22 protein-coding genes and 1 pseudogene are annotated in these 21,263 nt (G+C 67.0%); 12 read left to right on the top strand and 11 right to left on the bottom strand.

Translation table 11 applies throughout. The annotated features are described in order from the left end of the window. Window positions 1-132: 132 nt before the first annotated feature. The 7 genes from ABIB38_RS04330 to purU all read right to left on the bottom strand — a co-directional run bounded on the left by ABIB38_RS04330 (window position 133) and on the right by purU (window position 8,465). On the bottom strand, window positions 133-1,635 hold the full coding sequence (locus tag ABIB38_RS04330) for a tripartite tricarboxylate transporter permease (RefSeq protein WP_429202052.1): 1,503 nt from the start codon (window positions 1,633-1,635) through the stop codon (window positions 133-135). Window positions 1,636-1,641: 6 nt separating this feature from the next. Continuing rightward, window positions 1,642-2,106, bottom strand: a complete 465-nt coding sequence (locus ABIB38_RS04325; protein ID WP_429202050.1) for a tripartite tricarboxylate transporter TctB family protein — start codon at window positions 2,104-2,106, stop codon at window positions 1,642-1,644. A gap of 151 nt (window positions 2,107-2,257) precedes the next feature. Next, the gene (locus ABIB38_RS04320; RefSeq protein ID WP_429202049.1) at window positions 2,258-3,232 is read right to left on the bottom strand and encodes a tripartite tricarboxylate transporter substrate binding protein BugD; all 975 of its coding nucleotides are present in this window, start codon (window positions 3,230-3,232) and stop codon (window positions 2,258-2,260) included. 338 nt (window positions 3,233-3,570) lie between these two features. Continuing rightward, a complete protein-coding gene (locus ABIB38_RS04315) occupies window positions 3,571-5,883 on the bottom strand; it encodes a xanthine dehydrogenase family protein molybdopterin-binding subunit (protein WP_429202047.1) in 2,313 nt (770 codons plus the stop codon). Further along, on the bottom strand, window positions 5,880-6,941 hold the full coding sequence (locus tag ABIB38_RS04310; RefSeq protein ID WP_429202045.1) for an FAD binding domain-containing protein: 1,062 nt from the start codon (window positions 6,939-6,941) through the stop codon (window positions 5,880-5,882). The genes ABIB38_RS04315 and ABIB38_RS04310 overlap by 4 nt, the downstream gene beginning before the upstream one ends. Beyond that, window positions 6,938-7,477 carry a (2Fe-2S)-binding protein gene (locus ABIB38_RS04305; protein WP_429202042.1) on the bottom strand — a complete coding sequence of 180 codons (540 nt, stop codon included), beginning with the start codon at window positions 7,475-7,477 and terminating at the stop codon, window positions 6,938-6,940. Before ABIB38_RS04305 ends, ABIB38_RS04310 begins: the two co-directional genes overlap by 4 nt. 97 nt (window positions 7,478-7,574) lie before the next feature. Beyond that, entirely contained in the window at window positions 7,575-8,465 is an 891-nt protein-coding gene (gene purU / locus ABIB38_RS04300) for a formyltetrahydrofolate deformylase (RefSeq protein WP_429202041.1), read from the bottom strand. A 190-nt stretch (window positions 8,466-8,655) separates the two neighbouring features. Between purU and ABIB38_RS04295 the strand changes: the two genes are divergently transcribed. Further along, the gene (locus ABIB38_RS04295) at window positions 8,656-9,195 is read left to right on the top strand and encodes a GNAT family N-acetyltransferase (protein ID WP_429202039.1); all 540 of its coding nucleotides are present in this window, start codon (window positions 8,656-8,658) and stop codon (window positions 9,193-9,195) included. Between the two features lie 13 nt (window positions 9,196-9,208). Here ABIB38_RS04295 and ABIB38_RS04290 read toward each other — a convergent pair whose 3' ends face one another. Continuing rightward, on the bottom strand, window positions 9,209-9,727 hold the full coding sequence (locus ABIB38_RS04290) for a hypothetical protein (RefSeq protein ID WP_429202037.1): 519 nt from the start codon (window positions 9,725-9,727) through the stop codon (window positions 9,209-9,211). 184 nt (window positions 9,728-9,911) lie between these two features. Between ABIB38_RS04290 and ABIB38_RS04285 the strand changes: the two genes are divergently transcribed. Then, a complete protein-coding gene (locus ABIB38_RS04285) occupies window positions 9,912-10,229 on the top strand; it encodes a putative quinol monooxygenase (protein ID WP_429202036.1) in 318 nt (105 codons plus the stop codon). A gap of 213 nt (window positions 10,230-10,442) precedes the next feature. After that, window positions 10,443-11,069, top strand: coding sequence for a PEP-CTERM sorting domain-containing protein (locus ABIB38_RS04280; RefSeq protein ID WP_429202034.1), 627 nt, complete (start codon window positions 10,443-10,445; stop codon window positions 11,067-11,069). A gap of 11 nt (window positions 11,070-11,080) precedes the next feature. On the opposite strand, the gene ABIB38_RS04275 is transcribed toward ABIB38_RS04280, so the two are convergent. Then, window positions 11,081-11,614, bottom strand: a complete 534-nt coding sequence (locus ABIB38_RS04275) for an ankyrin repeat domain-containing protein (protein ID WP_429202032.1) — start codon at window positions 11,612-11,614, stop codon at window positions 11,081-11,083. A 190-nt stretch (window positions 11,615-11,804) separates the two neighbouring features. Here ABIB38_RS04275 and ABIB38_RS04270 point away from each other — a divergent pair, with 190 nt between their 5' ends. Both ABIB38_RS04270 and ABIB38_RS04265 read left to right on the top strand, forming a co-directional pair. Next, window positions 11,805-11,942, top strand: a complete 138-nt coding sequence (locus ABIB38_RS04270) for a hypothetical protein (protein ID WP_429202030.1) — start codon at window positions 11,805-11,807, stop codon at window positions 11,940-11,942. Window positions 11,943-11,966: 24 nt separating this feature from the next. Next, window positions 11,967-12,191 (top strand): Rap1a/Tai family immunity protein, encoded by a 225-nt coding sequence (locus tag ABIB38_RS04265; protein ID WP_429202029.1) that lies wholly within the window; start codon window positions 11,967-11,969, stop codon window positions 12,189-12,191. Between the two features lie 10 nt (window positions 12,192-12,201). On the opposite strand, the gene ABIB38_RS04260 is transcribed toward ABIB38_RS04265, so the two are convergent. After that, complete coding sequence (locus ABIB38_RS04260; RefSeq protein WP_429202027.1) at window positions 12,202-14,340, bottom strand: TonB-dependent receptor domain-containing protein; 2,139 nt, start codon at window positions 14,338-14,340, stop codon at window positions 12,202-12,204. A 267-nt stretch (window positions 14,341-14,607) separates the two neighbouring features. Between ABIB38_RS04260 and ABIB38_RS04255 the strand changes: the two genes are divergently transcribed. The 3 genes from ABIB38_RS04255 (at window position 14,608) to ABIB38_RS04245 (ending at window position 16,415) form a co-directional block, all read left to right on the top strand. Next, window positions 14,608-14,919, top strand: a complete 312-nt coding sequence (locus tag ABIB38_RS04255) for a c-type cytochrome (RefSeq protein ID WP_429202025.1) — start codon at window positions 14,608-14,610, stop codon at window positions 14,917-14,919. A 331-nt stretch (window positions 14,920-15,250) separates the two neighbouring features. After that, window positions 15,251-15,952, top strand: a complete 702-nt coding sequence (locus ABIB38_RS04250) for a pirin family protein (protein ID WP_429202023.1) — start codon at window positions 15,251-15,253, stop codon at window positions 15,950-15,952. A 79-nt stretch (window positions 15,953-16,031) separates the two neighbouring features. Beyond that, a complete protein-coding gene (locus tag ABIB38_RS04245; protein ID WP_429202021.1) occupies window positions 16,032-16,415 on the top strand; it encodes an OsmC family protein in 384 nt (127 codons plus the stop codon). Here ABIB38_RS04245 and ABIB38_RS04240 read toward each other — a convergent pair. Beyond that, entirely contained in the window at window positions 16,412-17,338 is a 927-nt protein-coding gene (locus ABIB38_RS04240) for a LysR substrate-binding domain-containing protein (RefSeq protein WP_429202019.1), read from the bottom strand. The genes ABIB38_RS04245 and ABIB38_RS04240 overlap by 4 nt on opposite strands. A 162-nt stretch (window positions 17,339-17,500) precedes the next feature. Here ABIB38_RS04240 and ABIB38_RS04235 point away from each other — a divergent pair, with 162 nt between their 5' ends. The 4 genes and pseudogenes from ABIB38_RS04235 to ABIB38_RS04220 all read left to right on the top strand — a co-directional run bounded on the left by ABIB38_RS04235 (window position 17,501) and on the right by ABIB38_RS04220 (window position 21,261). Next, complete coding sequence (locus tag ABIB38_RS04235; protein WP_429202831.1) at window positions 17,501-17,776, top strand: XapX domain-containing protein; 276 nt, start codon at window positions 17,501-17,503, stop codon at window positions 17,774-17,776. A 48-nt stretch (window positions 17,777-17,824) separates the two neighbouring features. Then, on the top strand, window positions 17,825-18,520 hold the full coding sequence (locus tag ABIB38_RS04230) for a hydrolase (protein WP_429202017.1): 696 nt from the start codon (window positions 17,825-17,827) through the stop codon (window positions 18,518-18,520). Between the two features lie 118 nt (window positions 18,521-18,638). Further along, window positions 18,639-20,545, top strand: a pseudogene (locus ABIB38_RS04225) (amidohydrolase). A 38-nt stretch (window positions 20,546-20,583) separates the two neighbouring features. Further along, the gene (locus ABIB38_RS04220) at window positions 20,584-21,261 is read left to right on the top strand and encodes a YoaK family protein (protein WP_429202015.1); all 678 of its coding nucleotides are present in this window, start codon (window positions 20,584-20,586) and stop codon (window positions 21,259-21,261) included. The last annotated feature ends 2 nt before the right edge of the window (window positions 21,262-21,263 follow it).

Genomic DNA, 21,263 nt, shown 5'->3' with positions numbered 1-21,263 from the left:
GCCCTGGTCGCCGGCTTGGTCCGGCGACGCCCGGAGGTGGCCCGGATTGCACCCCGAAAAGACAACGCCCGGCGCCAGCCTGCAAAGGCCGGCGCCGGGCGGCGCGCGGGTGTGGATACCGCTTTCAGTGCATCAGTCTTCCTGGAACGCCTCTTCGCGCTTCTTGCGCAGCGACGGCAGCATCACGACGATCATCGCCGCCGCGGCCAGGCCCAGCATCACGCCCGAGATCGGACGCTCGATGAACACCATCGGATCGCTGCGCGACAGCAGCAGGGCGCGGCGCAGGTACTCTTCCATCATCGGGCCGATGATGAAGCCGAGCAGCATCGGCGCCGGTTCCAGTTCCAGCTTCGCGCACAGGTAGCCCAGCAGCCCGAACAGGGCCATCAGGTAGACGTCGAAGGTGCTGTTGTTCAGGCTGAACACGCCGATCGCGCAGAACATCAGGATGGCCGGATACAGCATTTGGTAAGGCACCATGATCATGCGCACCCAGAGGCCGATCATCGGCAGGTTCAGCACGACCAGGAACAGGTTACCGATCCACATCGAGACGATCAGGCCCCAGAACAGGGCGGGCTGCTCGGTCATCACGGCCGGACCCGGCTGGATGCCCTGGATGATCATCGCGCCGATCATCAGCGCCATCACCGGGTTCGACGGGATGCCGAGGGTCAGCATCGGGATGAACGAGGTCTGGGCGCCGGCGTTGTTGGCCGCTTCCGGCGCCGCCACGCCTTCGATCGCGCCCTTGCCGAACTGCGCCGCGTTCTTCGACACCTTCTTCTCGAGCGAGTACGAGGCGAACGAGGCCAGCATCGCGCCGCCTCCCGGCAGGATACCCAGCACCGAGCCGAGGCCGGTCGCGCGCAGCACCGGCGCGATGATGCGCTTGAAGTCGTCCTTGCTCAGCATCAGGCCCTGGACCTTCTTCATGACCAGGTTGCGGCTTTCGTCGTGTTCCAGATTGCGGATGATTTCGCCGATGCCGAACATGCCCATCGCCACGATCACGAAGTTGATGCCATCGGCCAGTTCCGGCAGGTCGAAGGTGTAGCGCGCCGAGCCCGAGTTGACGTCGGTGCCGACCACGCCCAGCAGCAGGCCGAGCAGCACCATGCCGATCGCCTTGAGCAGCGAGCCGCTGGCCAGGACCACCGAGGCGACCAGGCCGAGCACCATCAGCGAGAAGTATTCGGCCGGGCCGAATTGGAGCGCGACATCGGCCAGCGGCGGCGCGAACAGCGCCAGCAGCACGGTGGCGACCGAGCCGGCGAAGAACGAGGCGATCGCCGCCGTGGCCAGCGCCTTGCCGGCGTTGCCGTTGCGCGCCATCTGGTAGCCGTCCAGGGCCGTGACCACCGAGGATGACTCCCCGGGCAGGTTGACCAGGATCGCGGTGGTCGAGCCGCCGTACTGGGCGCCGTAGTAGATACCGGCCAGCATGATCAGGGCCGATTCCGGCGGCAGGCCGAAGGTCGCCGGCAGCAGCATGGCGATGGTGGCGACCGGACCCAGGCCCGGCAGCACGCCGACGGCGGTGCCGACGAACACGCCGACCAGGCAGTAGAACAGGTTCTGGAGGGTAAAGGCCGTTTCCAGGCCGAGTGCGAGATTGCTGAAGATTTCCATATTGTTTTAATTCCCACCGAACCATGGACCGAAGATAGGCATCGGCAAACCGAGCAACTTGACGAACAGGCCCACGGCGAACAGCGTCGCGCCCACGGCCAGGGCCACGGCCTTGGCCAGGTTGAATTTGCGGCCGGCATAGCTGCTGATCATGATCAGCAGGAGCGTCGCCGGCACCAGGCCCGCGTTGCGCATCAGGAAGCCGAACAGCAGCACGGCGACCAGCACCAGCAGCAGTTCCTTCCAGTAGAGGCGGCCGACCGGTTCGCCCTGTCGGAAGAAGGAGCGAATCAGCGAGCCTGCGCCGACCAGCGACAACATGCCGCCGAGGACCGTCGGGAAGTAGGCCGGACCCATGCGGCCGGCCGTCCCCATTTCATAGTCCTGGCCGATGATGATGGCGGAAAGGCCAAAGAAGAGAAAGACGATGCCACTCCAAAAATCCTTTGGGTGGCGTATGAATGCTGGCACGTGATGGTCCCCTTTTTTTGTGATGCAAATGCGGTATTACAGATGCAGTGGTTCGAAGTGTATTTCAGCGACGGCGCCGTGGCTACGGCAGGTACAACAAAACGCACCGCCCGGCGAACCCGGCGCGGTGCGCAGTGTCAATTCCTCATGCTCAGTCGGCGAAGGCGCCGGCTTTCTTGATGATCGGACCCCACAGGTCGATCTGCTGCTTGAGGTGGGTGCGCAGGGCTTCCGGCGTCGCCTGGTTGGTCGGGACCGGCTCGGTGCCCAGGTCGTTGAAGCGCTTGATCACGTTCGGGTCGCGCAGCGAGGCGCGCAGGGCGCTCGCCAGCGCGTCCACGACCGGCTTCGGCGTGCCCTTCGGCGCGTACAGGCCGTGCCAGACGCCGACCTCGAAGTTCGGCAGGGCGCCGGAGGCCAGGGTCGGCAGGTTGGGCAGCGACGGCACGACCGTCTTGGTGGTCACGCCATAGGCCTTGATCTTGCCGCTCTTGATCTGGCTGGTGGTATTTGTGGTCTGGTCGCACATGAAGTCCACCTGGCCGCCCAGCAGGTCGTTCATCGCCGGGCCGGTGCCCTTGTAGGGCACGGTGGTCAGCTCGACGCCCATCGCGGTCTGCAGCAGCATGCCGCACAGGTGCGAGGCCGAACCCAGGCCGGCGTGGGCGTAGGTGACCTTGTCCTTGTTGGCCTTGACGTAGGTGATCAGCTCCTTCATGTCCTTGGCCGGGAAGTTGGCGCGCGCGACGACGGTCATCGGCACGTCAGTGATCAGGCCGATCGGCTCGAAGCTGTCGATCGCGTTGTACGGCAGCTTGCGGTACAGGGCAGGGGCGGTCGACTGGCCGATGTGGTGCAGGAACACGGTGTAGCCGTCGGGTGCGGCCTTGGCCGCGCGCGCCGCGCCGATCGTGCCGCCGGCGCCGCCGACGTTCTCGATGATGATCTGCTGCTTGAGGGTGGTGCCCATCGACTGCGCCACCAGGCGCGCCACGGTGTCGGTCGGACCGCCGGCCGCGAACGGCACGATCATGGTGATGGTCTTGTTGGGATAGTTCTGGGCCTGGGCCAGGCCGCTGCCGAAAGCGGTCAGGCACGCGACAGCGCACAGCATCTTGAGCTTCATGTTTGTCGTCCTCGTAAATCTCGTTCTTGGTATGGGATGGCGGCACCGCACCTTGCGGTGCGCTGCTGCGCTCTAGCGTTGTCTTACGCAGCTAGGGTTGTACCAGTAAACATATTGATATGCAACTACGTGGAAATACGTATGTCGCATAGCTGTGACGAGGGTCAGCAAAAGCGATATGGCGCGGGACACAAATACTGACGGGAATTCGGTAAATATGACGCCGACAGCGGGCGCTGTCGGCGTAAGAACGACATCAGGGCGACGTGAAAACGCCGCCCGTTTCGCGCGCGAAACTGCACCTGCAGCGGCGCCAGCAAAGGCGCTCAGACCGGCGCTTACACCGGCGGATTCACCGGCAGTTCACGGTCGCCCAGCAGCATCTTGGCTGGAGTCATCGGCGTGGTGCGCAGGCGCTTGCCGGTCGCATGGAAGATGGCGTTCGATACCGCCGCGGCCACGCCGACGATCCCGATCTCGCCCACGCCCTTGACGCCGAGCTGCTTGCTCACGATGCGGTCGTCCTCTTCCACGAAGATCACGTCGATGTCGTGGATGTCGGCGTTCACCGCCACGTGGTACTCGGCGTAATTGTGGTTCATGAAGCGCCCGTACTTTTCGTCGGTATGGGTTTCTTCATGCAGGGCCTGGCTGATGCCCCAGACCACCGCGCCGCTGATCTGGCTGGCCGCGGTCTTGGCGCTGATGATGCGTCCGGCCGCGACCGCGCTGACCACGCGGGTCACGCGCACCATGCCCAGCTTCTCGTTGACGCGCACTTCGCAGAACACGGCCGAGTGCACCGCGCGCGCGTACTTGCGCTGCTTGAGCATCTGCGGCGTCATGAAGAATTTTTCTTCCAGGCGGTCCAGGCCCGCGTCGCGCAGCACGGCGGCCAGCTCGATCCGGCGCGCCGGGTCCGTTTTCAGGAACACCGCGCCGTCGCCGAACTCCACGTCGCGCATGCGCGCCTTGGCCAGTGGCGAGTCCTGCATTGCCGAGGCCATCTTGAGCAGCTGGTTCTTGAGCTTTTCGCAGGCGCCGTGCACGCCCGAGCCAACGGTGGCCATGTGCGACGAGCCGCCTTCGATCGGCGCCATCGGCAGCGTCGAGTCGCCCAGCTGGAAGGTCACCTGCTCCAGCGGCAGGCCAAGCTGCTCGGCGGCGACGATCGACATCGCGGTATAGGTCCCGGTGCCGATGTCGGTCGCCGCGCTGCTCACCACCAGGCGCCCGTCGACGTGCAGCACGGCCGAGACGCGCGCCACCATCACCAGCGCATCCCAGATGCCGGTCGCCATGCCCCAGCCCACCAGCTCGTCGCCATCCACCATCGAGCGCGGCTCGAGCGCACGCTTGTCCCACCCGAAGCGCTCGGCGCCCTGGCGGTAGCATTCGCGCAGCTCCTTGGTCGAGTACGGCTTGTCCTCGATCGGCGAGACGTCGGTGTAGTTCTTCAGGCGCAGGGCCAGCGGGTCCATCTTGAGTTCGTATGCCAGCTCGTCCATCGCCACCTCGAGCGCGTGCACGCCGTGGGTGGCGCCGGGCGCGCGCATGTCCAGCGGCGTGAAGCGGTCATGCGCCACCACCTGGTAGCCGAGCTTGACGTCGGGGCAGGCGTACAGCTGCCCGGACCAGTTGACGATCACTTCCACGTAGTCCTCGAGCCGCGAGGTTTCCTGGATCGCCTCGTGCCAGATCGCCTTGAGCGTGCCGTCACGGTCGGCGCCGAGGCGGATGCGGTGCCAGGTCTCGGGACGGTGGCCGAAGCTGAACATCTGCTGGCGCGTGAGCACCACGCGCACCGAGCGTTTCAGCTGCAGCGCGCCCATCACCGCCAGCGGCAGCTGGTATTGCGGACGCAGGCCGGATCCGAACGCGCCGCCGACGTAGGGATTGCGCACCGTGACCTTGTCCTTCGAGATGCCGAAGCCGTGCGACACGTACCAGCGGCTGTTCTGCGAGCTCTGGGTCTTGTCGTAGATGGTCAGGTGGCCGTCCTCGCCGTAGATCACGGTCGAGGCGAACATCTCCATCGGATTGTGGTGCTCGACCCCGTTGTAGTACTGCGAGTCGATCTTGACCGGGGCCTCGGCGAACGCCTTCTCGCCGTCGCCGGTGGAGCTCGGCGGCGTGAAGCCGGCCTTCATCTTCTTCGGCTCATAGGCCTGGTCGAGGCGTTCGAGGTGGTTGGTCTCGTGCGCCTCGACGTCGTAGTGCACGCGCACCAGCTGGGCCGCGTGGCGCGCGGCCTCGAAGGTGTCGGCGATCACCAGCGCGACCGGCTGGCCGCTGTAGAAGATCTGGTCCGAAAACAGCGGCCGGAACGGCGAGCCGGCGGGAGCGGTCATGTCCTTCCAGGCGATGTCGAAGGAGCGCATCTTGGGGCGGTTCTCGTGGGTCATCACCGAGATCACGCCATGCGCGGTGAGGGCGTCGACGGTGTCGATGCGGGTGATGCGGCCCTTGGCCACGGTGCTGCTGACGACTACGCCGTAGCACAGGTCGGGCGCGAACACTTCGGCCGCGTACTGGGCCTGGCCGGTCACCTTGGCGCGGCCGTCGACGCGCGAGACGGACATGCCGCTCTTGACGCGGCCGGTGCCGGCCGGCGCGCTCGGGGCGCGCAATTCTGGAATCAGGTCGGTCATGCTCGGTCTCCCTCTGGATGTCGGGCCTGGGGCTGCGCTGCGCCGCTGGCGATATCGGTGCCGCGCGCGGCGCTGGTCAAGGCCTGGACGATGGCGTTCTTCGCCAGCGTCAGCTTGAAGTCGTTGTGGCCGTAGCCGCGCGCGCCCTGCAGGATGGCGTCGGCCGCGGCGGCGAAGGCTTCCTCGCCGGCCGCCTTGCCCACCAGTTGCTGTTCGGCTGCTTCGATGCGCCACGGCTTGTGGGCCACGCCGCCCAGCGCGATGCGCGCGGCCTTGATGGCGCCGCCGGCCTCGAGGTCGAGGGCGGCCGCCACCGACACCAGCGCGAAGGCATAGGACAGGCGGTCGCGCACCTTGATGTAGGCGCTGTGGGCGATGAAGCGGTCGGCCTGCGGGACCGTGATATGGGTGATCAGTTCGCCCGGCTGCAGGGTGTTGTCGACCTCGGGACGGTCTTCCGGCAGGCGGTGGAAGTCGGCGAAGGGGATTTGCCGCTTGCCGCTGCTGGACTGGACGTGCACCGTGGCATCCAGCGCGCGCAGGGCCACGCACATGTCGGACGGGTGGGTCGCGATGCAGGCTTCGCTCGTGCCCAGGATCGCGTGCTGGCGATTGACGCCGTCCCTGGCCGGGCAGCCGGTGCCGGGCTCGCGCTTGTTGCAGGCGGTGCCGACGTCGTAGAAGTAGACGCAGCGGGTGCGCTGCATCAGGTTGCCGCCGTTGCTCGCCATATTGCGCAACTGGGGCGAGGCGCCGGCCAGGATCGCGCTCGACAGCAGCGGATAGCGCTCGCGCACCAGCGGGTCGTAGGCGGTGTCGGCGTTGCGGGCGAGGGCGCCCAGCAGCAGGCCGCCGTCGGCATCACGCGCGACCTGGTCCAGGGCCAGGCCCTCGACCCTGAGCCCGTTGATGTCGACCAGCTGCGAAGGACGCATCACGCCTTCCTTCATCAGGTCGAGCAGGTTGGTGCCGCCCGCGATCGGGCGCGCCTGGCCGCCGCTCAGGGCCGCCAGCACGGCGTCGAGGTCTTTCGATTGGGTGAAGGTGAAGGGATTCATGCCAGCACCGCCCCGGTGGTAAAGGCCGGCTTGTCGCCGTCATCGCGCGCGTGCTCGCCGCGGCGCAGCTCCATCACCTGGACCACGGCGTCCGCGATCTGCGGATAGGCGCCGCAGCGGCAGATATTGCCGCTCATGAGTTCGCGCACGTCGTCGCGCGACCTGGCCTGGCCCTCGTTCATCAGGCCCACGGCCGAACACAGCTGTCCCGGGGTACAGTAGCCGCACTGGAAAGCGTCGCACTCGATGAAGGCTTGCTGAAGCGGGTGCAGGTCTTCACCGTTGGCAAGGCCCTCGACCGTCGTGATTTCCTTGCCGTTCTGCATGACCGCCAGGGTCAGGCAGGAATTGATGCGCTTGCCGTCCACCAGCACCGTGCATGCGCCGCATTGTCCCTGGTCGCAACCCTTCTTGGTGCCGGTCATGCCTGCGCGCTCGCGCAACAGGTCAAGCAAGGTCACCCAGGACTCGACGTTGAATTCGCGGTCTTGCCCGTTGATACGCAGGCGGACCGGATACTGCTGGTGAAGTTCCATGGTCATTCCTCTCTATGAGAAGCCATGACCTTACCCGTGCAGGTGGTGCGTCACGGTTAGGTGACGCACCTATTCCCGAGGTTGCTTGCCAATTTGCTCAGGGACCGCGGAAGACCACCGTCTTGTTGCCGTCGACAAACACACGGCGCTCGATATGGAACTTGACCGCCGCCGCCAGCGCCAGGCACTCGTTGTCGCGGCCGACGCGGGTCAGCTGGTCGACCCGGTAGTTGTGGTCGACCCGGGTCAGCACCTGTTCGATGATTGGGCCTTCGTCGAGGTCGGGCGTGGCGTAGTGGGCGGTGGCGCCGATCAGCTTGACCCCGCGGTCGAAGGCTTGCTGGTAGGGATTGGCGCCCTTGAAGCCGGGCAGGAAGGAGTGGTGGATGTTGATGCACTTGCCGGCCAGGCGCCGCGCCAGCTCGTCCGACAGGATCTGCATATAGCGCGCCAGGATCACCAGCTCGGAACCGGTCTCCTCGACAATCTCGAGCAGGCGCGCCTCTTGCTGCGCCTTGTTGTCCTTGGTTACCGGCAGGAATACGAAGCGGATGCCTTCGCGCTCGACCATCGGGCGCAGGTCGAGGTGGTTCGACACCACCGCCGTGATCTGCATGTTCAGTTCGCCATTGCGGCGGCGGTACAGCAGGTCGTCCAGGCAGTGGTCGGTCTTGGAGACCATGATCACGGTGCGTACCGGGTCGAGCGGGTCGAACATCTTCCACTGCATCTCGAGGCGGCCGGCGACGAGGTCGGCGAATTCGCTGCGGATACGGTCGATCGGTGGTGAATTTTCTTGCTGGCGAAACACGGCGCGCATGAAGAAGCGCGCGGTCGAATCGTCGTCGAACTGTTCCAGCGCGCAGATATAGCAGTCGCGCTCGGCGAGGAAGGTCGCGACGGCGGCGACGATGCCGGTGCCGGCCGGACAGCTGGCGTTGAGGATGTATTCGATGCGGCCGGCTGGCGCCGGGGCGATGCTGCTCATGAGTGATTCCTGTCGGTTAGGGGCAAATTGCAATGTAGTCGTCCGTCACGCGACACCGGCCAGGTGGGCCGGCGGCAGCTCTGGTATCCGGCGCCGCCGGGTCGGCGACGCTGGCAAGGCGATGTTGTCAGAATATATAGAATGAGGGATGCGGCCGACGCCGTCAAGCATCCAGGTCAGGCATGCTACCATGCGCGCTTTTGACCGTCCCGCCATGCCGATCCCGACCTCGATGCGCATCCGTCCGCTGCTGCCCGCCGACCTGGACGCCGTGCTGCGCGTGCAGGCGGCCTGCTATCCGCCGGCGATGCAGGAAGCGGCGGCGGTGGTGAAGGCGCGGCTGGATGCGGCCGCCGCCACCTGCCTGGCCGCGTGCGATGCCGGCGGCGTGTGCGGCTACCTGTTCGCCTACCCGTCGCGCCTGGGACGGGTCACCGCCCTGGGCGCGCCGTTCGAGATCGCGCCGGACGCCGACACCCTGTACCTGCACGACCTGGCGGTCGATCCGCGCGCGCACGGGCGCGGACTGGCGCGCGCGCTGGTGGCGCATCTGCTGGGCCGCGGCCGACGCCTGGATTCGTCCCGGGGCTTGACCCATGCGGCGCTGGTCTCGGTGCAGGACAGCACGCGCTTCTGGAGCGGCCTCGGCTTCAAGGAGCGCTCGACCGGCGATGCGGGCCTGCTCACGTATCCGGCGGGCGCCGTCCATATGGCGCGCCCGCTCACTTAATTTGCTGGACGGATCATTCGACGCGGCGCACCTTGGCCGAGGCGTTGCTGCCTTCCACGCGCATGAAGATGGTGCCGAACAGATTGCGTTCGATGCTGACCTTGGCGTCGTCGCGCGGGGCCAGGACCGCGTCGCTGCCGTCGACGACGCGCCACACCTGGCCGTTGGCCAGGCGGATCCGCGAACCCGGGCCCCAGCCCTCGAACCTGCCGACGACCGTGCTCTGGACCGAGCTGGGCTGCGTCTCGCGCTGCTTCACCGCCTCCATGCCGAAATTGTCCTCGGCGCCGGCCGGGGCCGGCGCGCTTGCCGCCCGGGCCGCCGTCGCCGGGCTCGCCACACCGACGGGGATCGCGTCATAGCAGGCCACGCGCGATGCGACATCGGTCATGGCGCGGCAGGTCAGGAGCGCCGCATCGCCAGGGCTGGCATTGGCGAGCGCGGAGCCGGAGGCGAGCAGCAATACGGCAAGGGGCAGTGCGGCAAGAGGCAGTGCGGCAAGAGGCAGAGCGGCAAGAGGCAGGGCTTTCATCGGAATCCTAGGTAAAGGTGGAAGCTTGCCCGCGGGCGCGCCCCTGGGCGGCTACGATTATAGGGGATGCCGATGCATGAAGGGAAATCGTGGGCCGGCCGGCAGCCGCGCGCGGGACGTTCTATACTGCTGCGACGCCAGGCACCTCCAGACCGTGGCGCGCCATCCCAAACCAAGGAAGATCATGGATCAGCAACCGAACGACACCCCAGGCCAGCAAGTGACGATCATCGCCACCCTCTACGCGAAGGCCGGCCAGGAAGCCGCGCTCGCGGCGCGCATGCACGAGATGATCGACGCCACCCGCAAGGAAGCCGGCTGCATCCTGTACGAGCTGCAGCGCTCGGACGAGGACCCGCGCGAGTTCATCATGGTGGAATACTGGCGCGATGCCGAGGCGATAGCACTGCACGACGCCAGCGCCCACATGGCCGCCCTGGTGGCCGACCTGCCGGCGCTGGTCGACCGCCCGGTGGTGGTGCGCAGGTACACGCCCGCCTGAGCGAGGCGCACTTCAGCCGGGGCGGTCGCGCCGGACGGATCGCGCCTGGGCGTAAGAGGGCGCTGTCGAAAAATTTAACACGGTTCGCCGACGTATTGACGCGGCTGCGGAAATATTTCGTAGAATCAAAGAGTTGCCATTCCGACCATATTTGGCCCGCTTCTTGCTCATCTATTTGCTCACCCGAGGTGAATAACCACAAGGAGCATGTCGATGGCGCCCATCATCCCCTACCTGTTCGCGGCCGCGCTGCTGGCCCAGCCGGCGCAGGCCGCGGTCACCTATTCCTGGCACGAGGTCGGCACTTCGCCAATCTCGCCGCCGGGCCTGAACATGGAACTCGTGTTTTCGGACGACGCGGTCGCGCAGGGCAAGCTGGAACTCGATTTCGTGAACATGTGCGACCTGGGCGAGCCTTGCCTCGATGGGCAGGACAGCCTGCTGTCGCTGCGCTACTGGTATGCAGAGCCGTGGGCGGACGAAGGTCGTGCGAATTACATCGATTATGGCCACCGCAAGCTGCCCGCGCACTATTTCGATCGAATCCGGCTGAACCTGACCTTCCTGCCCGGCGGCCTGCTGGACGGATACATCTACGCCAATGACGGCAACTCGCACGTCGAGATCGCGAGCCTCGGCGGCCTGTTCACGGTCGTGAATGCGCACAGCGACGAACCATTCGGGTGCAACTACTTCTCCGATCCCTGCTCGGGTTCGACCGGCTACCTGGCGGGCGCGTCGATCGAAGGCGAGGTGCCGGAACCGTCGAGCGTGCTGCTCGCCGGCCTGGGCCTGGCGGCCATCGGGTTCGCGCGCCGGCGGCGGGCGCGCCGGGATTGACAGGCGCGTAATCAGGCAGCCGGCGCCAGCAGCGCCGCGGTGTCGGGCGCGCCCATGCGCAGCGCCGCATCGTGGGCGCTGACGCCGCCGGCATCGCGCAGCGCCGGGTCGGCGCCGCGCTCGATCAGCAGGCGGGCGATGTCGACCCGGTTGAACATGGCGGCGAACATCAGCGCGGTCCTGCCGGACGGTCCCGCATGGTCGGCGATGGCACCGTGGTCCAGCAGGAGCGTCGTTACCGCCAGGTCGCCCTTGAAGGCGGCGCCGTGCAGCGGCGCCTGGGAGGCGTCGTTCAACAGTTGCGGATCGGCGCCGTGCTCCAGCAGCACGCGCGCGGCGTCGAGGTGGCCGTGGTAGCAGGCCAGCATCAGGAGACTGTCGCCGCGCTCGTTGCGCAGATTGGGCGGCAAGCCCTTGGCCAGCAGCGCGCCGAGCGGTTCGGCGTCGCCCTTGCGGGCGTACTGGAACACCTCGCGCAACCATGCGAGGGTGGCTTCGTCGAGTTCCGCCGGCGTGGCCGGCAGGGTGGATTCATTGGCTTGCATGCGGGGTCCTGTGTCGGTGCGATGGTTGATTAGATCACATCCGGCGCCGCCACGCAGTCGCCGCACGCCAGCTGACGGGGGGTGTTCGAGGCCGAGCCGGACCTGCGGCTGGCGCACGATTGAGGGTCCGCAAGCGGCGCCGGGCGCCGCCGCCGCACCATGGGACGCCGATTGTTCCACAGGAGAGCCCATGAAAGCCGGCACCTGGATGGCGCTCGCGGCCTGCATGCCGGCCGGCGCGCTGGCCTCGATTCCCTATGTGTATCCGTTCAATGCGATGACCGGCCAGGAAGTGATCGAGCATCGCCTCAAGGAGCCCAGGACTTAGCTCGACTACATCAACCGCAAGAAGGTGGGACGGGTGGACGCCTACCTGAACGGCATCAAGGATGCGGGCCATGGCCGCGAATGGTGCCTGGCCAGGCCCGTGCTGCCGCAGGAACTGAACGTGGCCGTCGTGCGCCGCCTGAAGGCGACGCGCAAGCCGGCCGAACTGAAACGCAACGCGGCGCCGCTGGTGCTGGCCGAGCTGCGCCGGCGCTTTCCCTGCCCACCGCCGGGCAAGAAGAAGCGCTGAGCGAGGATGGTCAGAAGTCGACGTTCATCGACACCCACAGGCGACGACCGTCCATATTGTTGACGTACACGCTGCCATAGGTCGGCGCCGCGGTCGGGGTCGACTGGTAAGGACGGTAGTCGACGAAGTCCTTGTTGAGCAGGTTGTAGATCGCGGCATTGATCGAGATGGTCGGGCTGAGCTGGTAGGCGGTGCCCAGGTGCAGCATGCCATAGCCCTTGTAGTCGCCCAGCGTCGCCTTGGCGGCGCGGGTGACGGCCGAGACGCCCGGATCGCGATAGCGCTCGCTGCGGTACTCGGCGCGCAGCCACGCGTTCCACTGCTGCGAGATGTCCCAGGTCAGGCGCGCATTGAGCGCGTGCTCGGGCGTGTCGGACAACGGCTTGCCGGCGTTGGCGCCGCTTTTCTGCTCGCTCTCGGTATAGGTGTAGTTCGCGCTGGCGACCCAGCCGGCGGCCAGCGGGAAGCGGGTCGCCAGTTCCACGCCGCGCGTCACTGCCTCGTCGACGTTGATCGACTGGCTGAAGGCATCGACGTTCGGCCAGTTGCCGAAGCTGACGCAGCCAGGGCGGTCCGGCGCCAGGCGGTAGGCGCAGTTCAGCAGGCCGGTGCCGCTGGTGATCTTGTCCTGGAACTCGTTGTTGAACACGGTGACGTTGCCGGTCCAGCCGGCGCCGTTGTCGAAATAAGCGCCCAGCTCGGTCGTCACGCTGGTCTCGGGCGTCAAGCCCGGGCTGCCGACCAGGGGAATCGTGCCCTGGCCGCCGAAGCCGATGATGCCGGGCGAAAGCTGCTCGACGCGCGGCGTTTTATAGCCCTTGCTGACGCCGCCCTTGAAGGTCCAGCGCGGCGACGTCGTCCACACCAGGTAGGCGCGCGGGCTGGTCTGGCCACCGAAGATGCTGTGGTCGTCGTAGCGCGCGCCCAGGGTCAGGGCCAGGCGCTCGTGCAGCCGCCATTCGTCTTCCAGGAACAGCGCCTTCTGGGTGAACGCGAACACCTCGGGCGCGACGCCGTCGACCATCTCGGCATCCCAGTGCTGGGCGCCGATGGTGGTCAGGTGATTGCCCCATGGGACCAGGAGCTTCGTGTCGAACACCTTGCTCTCGACTTCCAGCGTGCGCGGGGAGCCGGCCGCCGCGCCCGGCGTCCCCGGCGGAATGGTGCGGCCATTGGTCTCGGTCTGGTTGACCATATAGCTGCTGTCCCAGGTGCCGAACGGCAGGCGTGCCTTGTAGGCGGCGGTGTACTGGTTGCGGTTGTACTGCTGCTCCGGGCCGTAGCCGCCCTGCACGCCCAGGGTGCCGAGTAGTCCGGTCGAATTGTCGTACTTCTGGCGCGTGGCGTCGGCGTCAAGCGTCACCTCGTGGTTGCGATGAGGCGTGAAGGCCAGGCGCGCGCCGAGATTGCGCACGGTGGATTCAACCGGATTGGCGCCCATGTTCAGGCCGTTGGTCTGGCCCTCGTAGGTGATGCTGGCGGCGTCGCGCCGCTGGGCGCTGCCGCGCAGGGCCAGGCCCAGCACCTCGCTCGCGATCGGGCCGCTCAGGTAGAACTTGCCGGCCTTGACGTCGCCGAATGCCGATTCTTCCTGCACCGTGTAGTCGGCCGAGACCGAGCCGTTCCACTGCTTGCCGACCTTGCGCGTGATGATGTTGACCACGCCGCCCATCGCGTCCGAACCGTACAGGGTCGACATCGGTCCGCGGATGATTTCGATGCGCTCGATCGCGCTCACCGGCGGCATGAAACTGGTCGAGGTGCCGCCGAAGCCGTTCGGCGTGACGTTGCCGGCCGCGTTCTGGCGCCGGCCGTCGATCAGGAGCAGGGTGTAATCGCTCGGCATGCCGCGCACGCTGATGTTCATCCCACCGGTCTTGTCGCCGGCGGCGGCCACGTCGATGCCTTCCACGCTTTCCAGGGCCTGGGCCAGGTTGCCGAAGCGCTCTTTCTCGAGCTGGTCGCGGGTCAGCACGGTGATCGAGGCGGGCGCTTCGCGGATGGTCTGCTCGAAGCCCGAGGCCGAGACGACGACGGTCGCCATGTCGGCCGGGACGGCGTCGGCATGCGCGGCGACGGGCAGGGCGCCGATGGCCAGACTCAGGAGCGAACGGCGCAGCAGCGGGGCGTGAAGAACTGGGGTAGGCATCATTTTTCCGTGGTTTTAATTAAGAGCGTGTAGATACAGATGTAAAGCGATGTAAAGATCAGGTTGCTCATATTCTAAACACAAATACGAATCATTCCTATTCTTATTTGTAGAAATGTGGCATCGATGAGGGGGCCGGGCGCCTCCGAACTCGGCCATTGGTCGCTAGGGCGGCAGGTTGTCGGCTATCATGCCGGGTGCGCCAGGGACGAGGCTGTCGGTCCCGGCCAGCGCCCCATTGTCATTACAGCCCCCTGAGGAGTACACATGAAGAAGACCATGATCCTGGCCGCGAGCCTTGCCGCCGCCGCCGCCATCCCTTCGGCCCATGCCAGCGCCGACCTGGCCAAGGCCAAGGCCTGCATGGCCTGCCACGCCGTTGCGAGCAAACTCGTCGGTCCGTCGTACAAGGACGTCGCCACCAAGTATGCGAAGGACGCCGGCGCCGAAGCGCGCCTGGCGTTGAAGATCCAGAAGGGCAGCAGCGGCACGTGGGGTCCGGTGCCGATGCCGGCCAACCCGCAGGTCAGCGACGCCGAGGCGAAAACCCTGGCCAAGTGGATCCTGGCGCAGAAATGACCCACCGGCGGCGCCGTCCGGCGCCGCACATCGACCATGCCGGGCTACCGGCGCGGTCCTCCCATACGGGCGCGGCGCCTGGACGACAGGCCCCGCCCATGCTCCTCCCGATCTCCCCGGCGTTCTCTCCCTTCGGCATCAACGGCGGCGCTGACGTCGGCGCCATGTTCGAAAATTTCGATGAAAGGCGGTGAGATTATCCGTTTTTCAAGTCCTCGTCGTGCGAGCATAATGACTCCATCGCGTCGAACACAAGCCGGAAAGACCTGCGGATTTCTCCGCCCCGGCGATCGAGTGGATCGATGATTACCCATTACGAAAGGATGACACCATGTTGAACGTACGTAAAAGCAATGAACGCGGCGGCGCCAGTTTCGGCTGGCTCGACTCGAAGCACACCTTTTCCTTCGGCCACTACCATGATCCGAAGCACATGGGCTTCGGTCCGCTGCGCGTCATCAACGAGGACAAGGTGGAGCCCGGCCGTGGTTTCGATTCGCACGGCCACCGCGACATGGAAATCATCTCGTATGTGCTCGACGGCGCGCTGGAGCACAAGGACAGCATGGGCAACGGCTCGGTGCTGCGCTACGGCGACGTGCAGCTCATGAGCGCGGGCTCGGGCGTGGTGCACAGCGAATACAACCACTCGAAGACCGAGGGCGTTCACTTCCTGCAGATCTGGATCATGCCGAACGTGGGCGGCGCCGAGCCGCGCTACGAAGAAAAGCACTTCGACGCGGCCGACAAGACCGGCAAGCTGCGCCTGATCGCTTCAAACGACGGCCGCGAGGGATCGGTGTCGATGCGCCAGGACGCCGCATTGTATGCGACCATCCTGGATGGCGACGATCGGGTGGAGCACGCCCTGGCCGCCGGCCGCCAGGCCTACGTCCACGTGGTCCGCGGCCGGGTGACGGTCAACGGGATCGCGCTGGACGGCGGCGACGCGCTGAAAGTGACCGCCGAGGACGCGGTGACCCTGGCGCAGGCGGCCGGCGCCGAGGTCTTGCTGTTCGACCTGCCGCAATAAGGAGCCGCCGCGCTCGCCGCCCCCAGGAGGGGCGGCCCCCGGCACATGACGAAGTTGGCGACGATAACGGGAGACCGCCATGCAAGTGACCACTACGCGCGGCAACGACAAGCTGCAATACAAGATCCGGATCGGCAAGCATGAGCTGATCGCCGACGCCCCCGAAGCCCTGGGCGGCGACGACAGCGGTCCCGCGCCGCACGATCTCCTGGCCGCCTCCCTGGCGGCCTGCACCGCGCTGACCGTGACGATGTATGCCAGGCGCAAGGGCATGCAACTCGACGACGTGCGGGTCGCCATCGACCATGGCCAGCAGGACGACGCCTACGTGTTTCGCTGCAGCATCGAATTGGTCGGCCGGCTGAGCGCGGAGGAACGCGCCCGTCTGCTCGACATCGCCAACAAGTGCCCGGTCCACAAGACCCTGTCAGGCCCGATCCGGATCCTGACCGACGCGATCTAGGCTGGGCCCGCGCAGGGGTCGGGCAGCATGCGCGCGAAGGCCGCCCCGGTGCGCATGCGCGCGATCCACCACTTGAGCGCGGCGCCATCCTCGCCGCTGCGCCAGGCGAGATAGAAAGTCTCGTCCGCCTTCGGTTCCACCACCTGTTTCTCGACCAGCAATCCCTGGTCGATGGCCGGTCGCGCCCATGCTTCCGGCAGGAAACCGAAGCCGAGCCCCTGGACCTGGAACTCGTACTTGGTGCGCATGTCGGGCACCGCCAGCGTGTCTTGCCCGAACAGCAGGCCGACGGTGCGCGCGCCGAGCACGCGCGCCGAGTCCGAGACCGAGATCGCCCGGTAGGGCAGCAGGTCGGTCTTGTCGAGCGGATGCGCTATCCGCGCCAGCGGATGGTGCGGGGCGACCGTGAACACGAAGGCGCTGCTGCCGAGCGGTTCGGCGGTATAGCCGCCGCCCGAAGGGCCTTCGCCGGCCGCGCCTACCAGCAGGTCGACGCGGCGGTCGAGCAGGGCGTCCCAGGTGCCCGACAGCGACTCGCGGACGATGCGCAACCGGGTCTGGTCGGCCACCTCATAGAAGGCTTCGATGTCCGGCTGCAGCGCCCCGCTCGATAACACCGAATCCATGCCCAGGGCGATCTCGGTCTCCCAGCCCGAGGCCACCCGCCGCACCCGCGATTCGAGGTCGCCGGCGGCGCGCAGCAGGTAGCGGCCTTCCCTGAGCAGTTCCTGGCCGGCCGCGGTGAGCGTCACCTTGGGGCCGAAGCGTTCGAACAGCCGCACGCCCAGGTCGTCCTCGAGCTTGGAGACGGTATACGAGATGGTCGATGGCACGCGAAACAGTTCCTTCGCCGCCCCGGCGAAGGAACCGCGACGGGCGATGGTTTCGATGATCTGGAGGGCGTCGAGGCTGAGCTTGAGCAATTGTATTTCCCACGTTGGGTGATGGCGCCATGGTAGCGCCAAGCACCGGCCCGCACCAAGTATTGGCTTGCTCAACATGGCAATCTGATTCTATCGCCGTGGCGCTGGTCTAACGATACTTCATCGACCGGGCGCCGATCGGGCGTCGCCTGCAAGAAGGAGCTGAACATGTATCTGATTTCATTGGGCGCCGGCATCCTGGCCGGCCTGCTGTATGGCCTGATCAACGTGCGCTCGCCGGCGCCGCCGGCCATTGCCCTGGTTGGCCTGCTGGGCATGCTGATCGGCGAACAGATCGTCCCGGTGGCCAAGCGCCTGATCGACGGCCGCCCGGTCACCGCCAGCTGGTTCGCCAGCGAATGCCAGCCCAAGATCACGGGCGTAGCCAAGCCGCCGCAAGCCCATGCGCAGGAACCGGACGGTCCGCACCAGGGCTGATCCGCGGATTTCACCAGCCAGCGCGTTTTTCAACCCACGGAGAACATCGTGAGCAATCCAAAACTCGAAGTCCTGACCCCGCAGAATTCGCAGCTGATCGTCATCGACCACCAGCCGCAAATGGCGTTCGGCGTGCAGTCGATCGACCGCCAGACCCTCAAGAACAACGTCGTGGGCCTGGCCAAGGCGGCCAGGGTGTTCAACATCCCGACCACGATCACCACGGTCGAGACAGAGTCGTTCTCGGGCAACACCTACCCCGAACTGCTGGACGTGTTCCCGGGCCAGCCGATCCTGGAGCGCACCTCGATGAATTCGTGGGACGACCAGAAGGTGCGCGACGCGCTTGCCAGCAACGGCCGCAGGAAGGTCGTCGTGGCCGGCCTGTGGACCGAGGTGTGCAACACCACCTTCGCCCTGTGCGCGATGCTCGAAGGCGGCTACGAGATCTACATGGTGTCGGACGCCTCGGGCGGCACCACCAGGGAAGCGCACGACATGGCCATGCTGCGCATGGTGCAGGCCGGCGCGGTGCCGGTGACCTGGCAGCAGGTGCTGCTCGAGTGGCAGCGCGACTGGGCCCGACGCGACACCTACGAGGCGGTGATGAAGATCGTCACCGAGCACTCGGGCGCCTACGGCATGGGCGTGGACTACGCCTACACCATGGTGCACAAGGCCGCGGCGCGCGCCCAGGGTACGCACGAGATGCTGGCGCCGGTTCCTGCCCATCCTGCCCGTTGATCGGCGCGCCGACCAACATGCCGGCCAACACGCCGACCGACACGCCGGAAGCGACCGGCGTTTTCGCCACCGCAAACCCGCCGGGCGAGCCGCGCCAGGCGCTATCGGGAGTACACGCATGAACCAAGCACAGTCCAGCGCGGGCGCGCAATCGGCCCCGCCGCTCATCCTGATCAACGGGTGCTTCGCGACGGTCGACCGCGAACAGCCCCAGGCCAGCGCGGTCGCCATCCACGACGGGCGCTTTCTGGCCGTGGGGGACACCGACGACGTGATGCGCCACCGCCGCGACGGCAGCCAGGTGATCGACCTGAACGGCCGCACCGTGGTGCCGGGCCTGAACGACTCGCACCTGCACCTGATCCGCGGAGGCCTCAACTACAACCTCGAGCTGCGCTGGGAAGGCGTGCCGTCGCTGGCTGACGCCCTGCGCATGCTCAAGGAGCAGGCCGATCGCACGCCCAATCCGCAATGGGTCAGGGTGGTGGGCGGCTGGACCGAATTCCAGTTCGCCGAGCGCCGCATGCCGACCCTGGACGAGATCAACGCCGCCGCGCCGGATACGCCGGTGTTCGTCCTGCACCTGTACGACCGCGCCCTGCTCAATCGCGCGGCCCTGCGCGCGGTCGGCTACACGAAGGACACGCCGGATCCCCCGGGCGGCGAGATCGTGCGCGACGGCGCCGGCAACCCGACCGGCATGCTGGTCGCGCGTCCGAACGCGATGATCCTGTATGCGACCCTGGCCAGGGGGCCGAAATTGCCCTACGACCTGCAGGTGAACTCGACCCGGCAATTCATGCGCGAACTGAACCGCCTGGGCCTGACCAGCGCGATCGACGCCGGCGGCGGCTTCCAGAACTACCCCGACGACTACGCCGTCATCGAGGAACTCGACAAGGCCGGCCAGCTCACCATCCGCATCGCCTACAACCTGTTCACCCAGAGCAAGGGCAAGGAGCTGGAAGACTTCGGCGCTGGACCGGCATGGTGACGCCGGGGCAGGGCAGCGACTACTACCGCCACAACGGCGCCGGCGAGATGCTGGTGTTCTCGGCGGCCGACTTCGAGGATTTCCTGGAGCCGCGCCCCGAGCTCGCCCCCGGCATGGAAGACGAACTGGAACGCGTGGTGCGCCACCTGGTGGCCCAGCGCTGGCCGTTTCGCCTGCACGCCACCTACGACGAATCGATTTCGCGCATGCTCGACGTGTTCGAGAAGGTCGACCGCGACATCCCGTTCGACGGCCTGCACTGGATGTTCGACCACTGCGAGACCATCACCCAGCGCAATATCGACCGCGTCGCCGCGCTCGGGGGCGGTATCGCGATCCAGCATCGGATGGCGTTCCAGGGCGAATACTTCATCGAGCGCTACGGCAGCGCGGCGGCGCAGTCCACCCCACCGGTGAAACGGATGCTGCAGACTGGCGTGCCGGTCGGCGCCGGCACCGACGCCACCCGCGTGGCCAGCTACAACCCGTGGACCTCGCTGTACTGGCTGGTGACGGGCCGCACCGTGGGCGGCCTGCCGCTGTACGGCAGCGCCGGCCACCTGCCGCGCCAGGTGGCGCTGGAACTGTGGACCGCGGGCAGCGCCTGGTTCTCCAATGAGCAGCAGAAGAAGGGCCGCATCCGCGAGGGGATGCTGGCCGACCTCGCGGTGCTGTCGGAGGACTTCTTCAGCATCGACGCCGAACAGATCAAGGCGATCGAATCGGTGCTGACCGTGGTCGGTGGGCGCATCGTGCATGGCGCCGCCGAGTTCAGCAGCCTGGGACCGCCGCCGATTCCGGTGCTGCCCGACTGGTCGCCGGTGACGCAGGTGGCGGGCCACTGGAGACGGGCCAACGCGGCCGAAGCGCGCGCCCAGCCGAACCTGCCACGGCAGGCGCTGCCGCACCAGTGCAGCGGCCCGTGCGGCGTGCATGCCCACGGCCACGACGCCGCGCGTCGCGCGAACGTGCCGGTGTCGGATGTCGGCGGCTTCTGGGGCGCGCTCGGTTGCAGCTGCTTCGCGTTCTGACGATGGCCGCTCCTGCCCCTGCTCCTGCCCCTGCGACTGTGCCTGCCGCTCCATCGCGCCTGCAGGGTTTCGACATGGGCTTTCTCGGCGGCTACGTCGACACCCTGGGCTTCATCGGCTTGTTCGGCCTGTTCACGGCCCACGTCACCGGCAACTTCGTGCTGCTCGGCGCCTCGCTGGCCGACCCGGCGAACATCCCGTCGCTGTTGAAGATCCTGGCCTTTCCGGCGTTTATCCTCGGCATCGCCGCGGCGCGCCTGCTGGTGGCGTGGTGCGAGCGGCGCGGCAGGGATGCGCAGCGGCCGTCATACCTGCTGCAGCTGGTGCTGCTGATCGGCTTCATGGCCTGCGGCATGCTGGCCGAGCCGGTCACGCGCGACATGTCGGCGCTGGCCATGGCGGCGGGCCTGCTCGGCACCGCGGCGATGGGGGCGCACAGCGCGGCCAGCAAGCTGCTGCTGGCCCACCTGGCGCCGACCTCGATGATGACCGGGAACGTGACCCAGCTGGTGATCGATACCGTGGACCACCTGCGCGGGGCCGGCGACGCCGCCACCACGGCGCGCTGCAGCAAGTTCTTCTGGCCGCTGTTCGGCTTCGCGCTCGGCTGCGCGGCGGGCGCCTTCCTGTTCCTGGCGGCCGGCTTCGTGGCGCTGATCGTCCCGGTGGCGATCCTGTGCCTGCACCTGGTCAAGCCCGGCCTCGGCCAGGCGTAGGA

The organism is Massilia sp. UYP11 (assembly GCF_050434805.1).
GTDB lineage: Bacteria > Pseudomonadota > Gammaproteobacteria > Burkholderiales > Burkholderiaceae_D > Telluria.
Note: the sequence above shows the minus strand (reverse complement) of the source record. Positions and strands in the feature narration are given on the sequence as shown.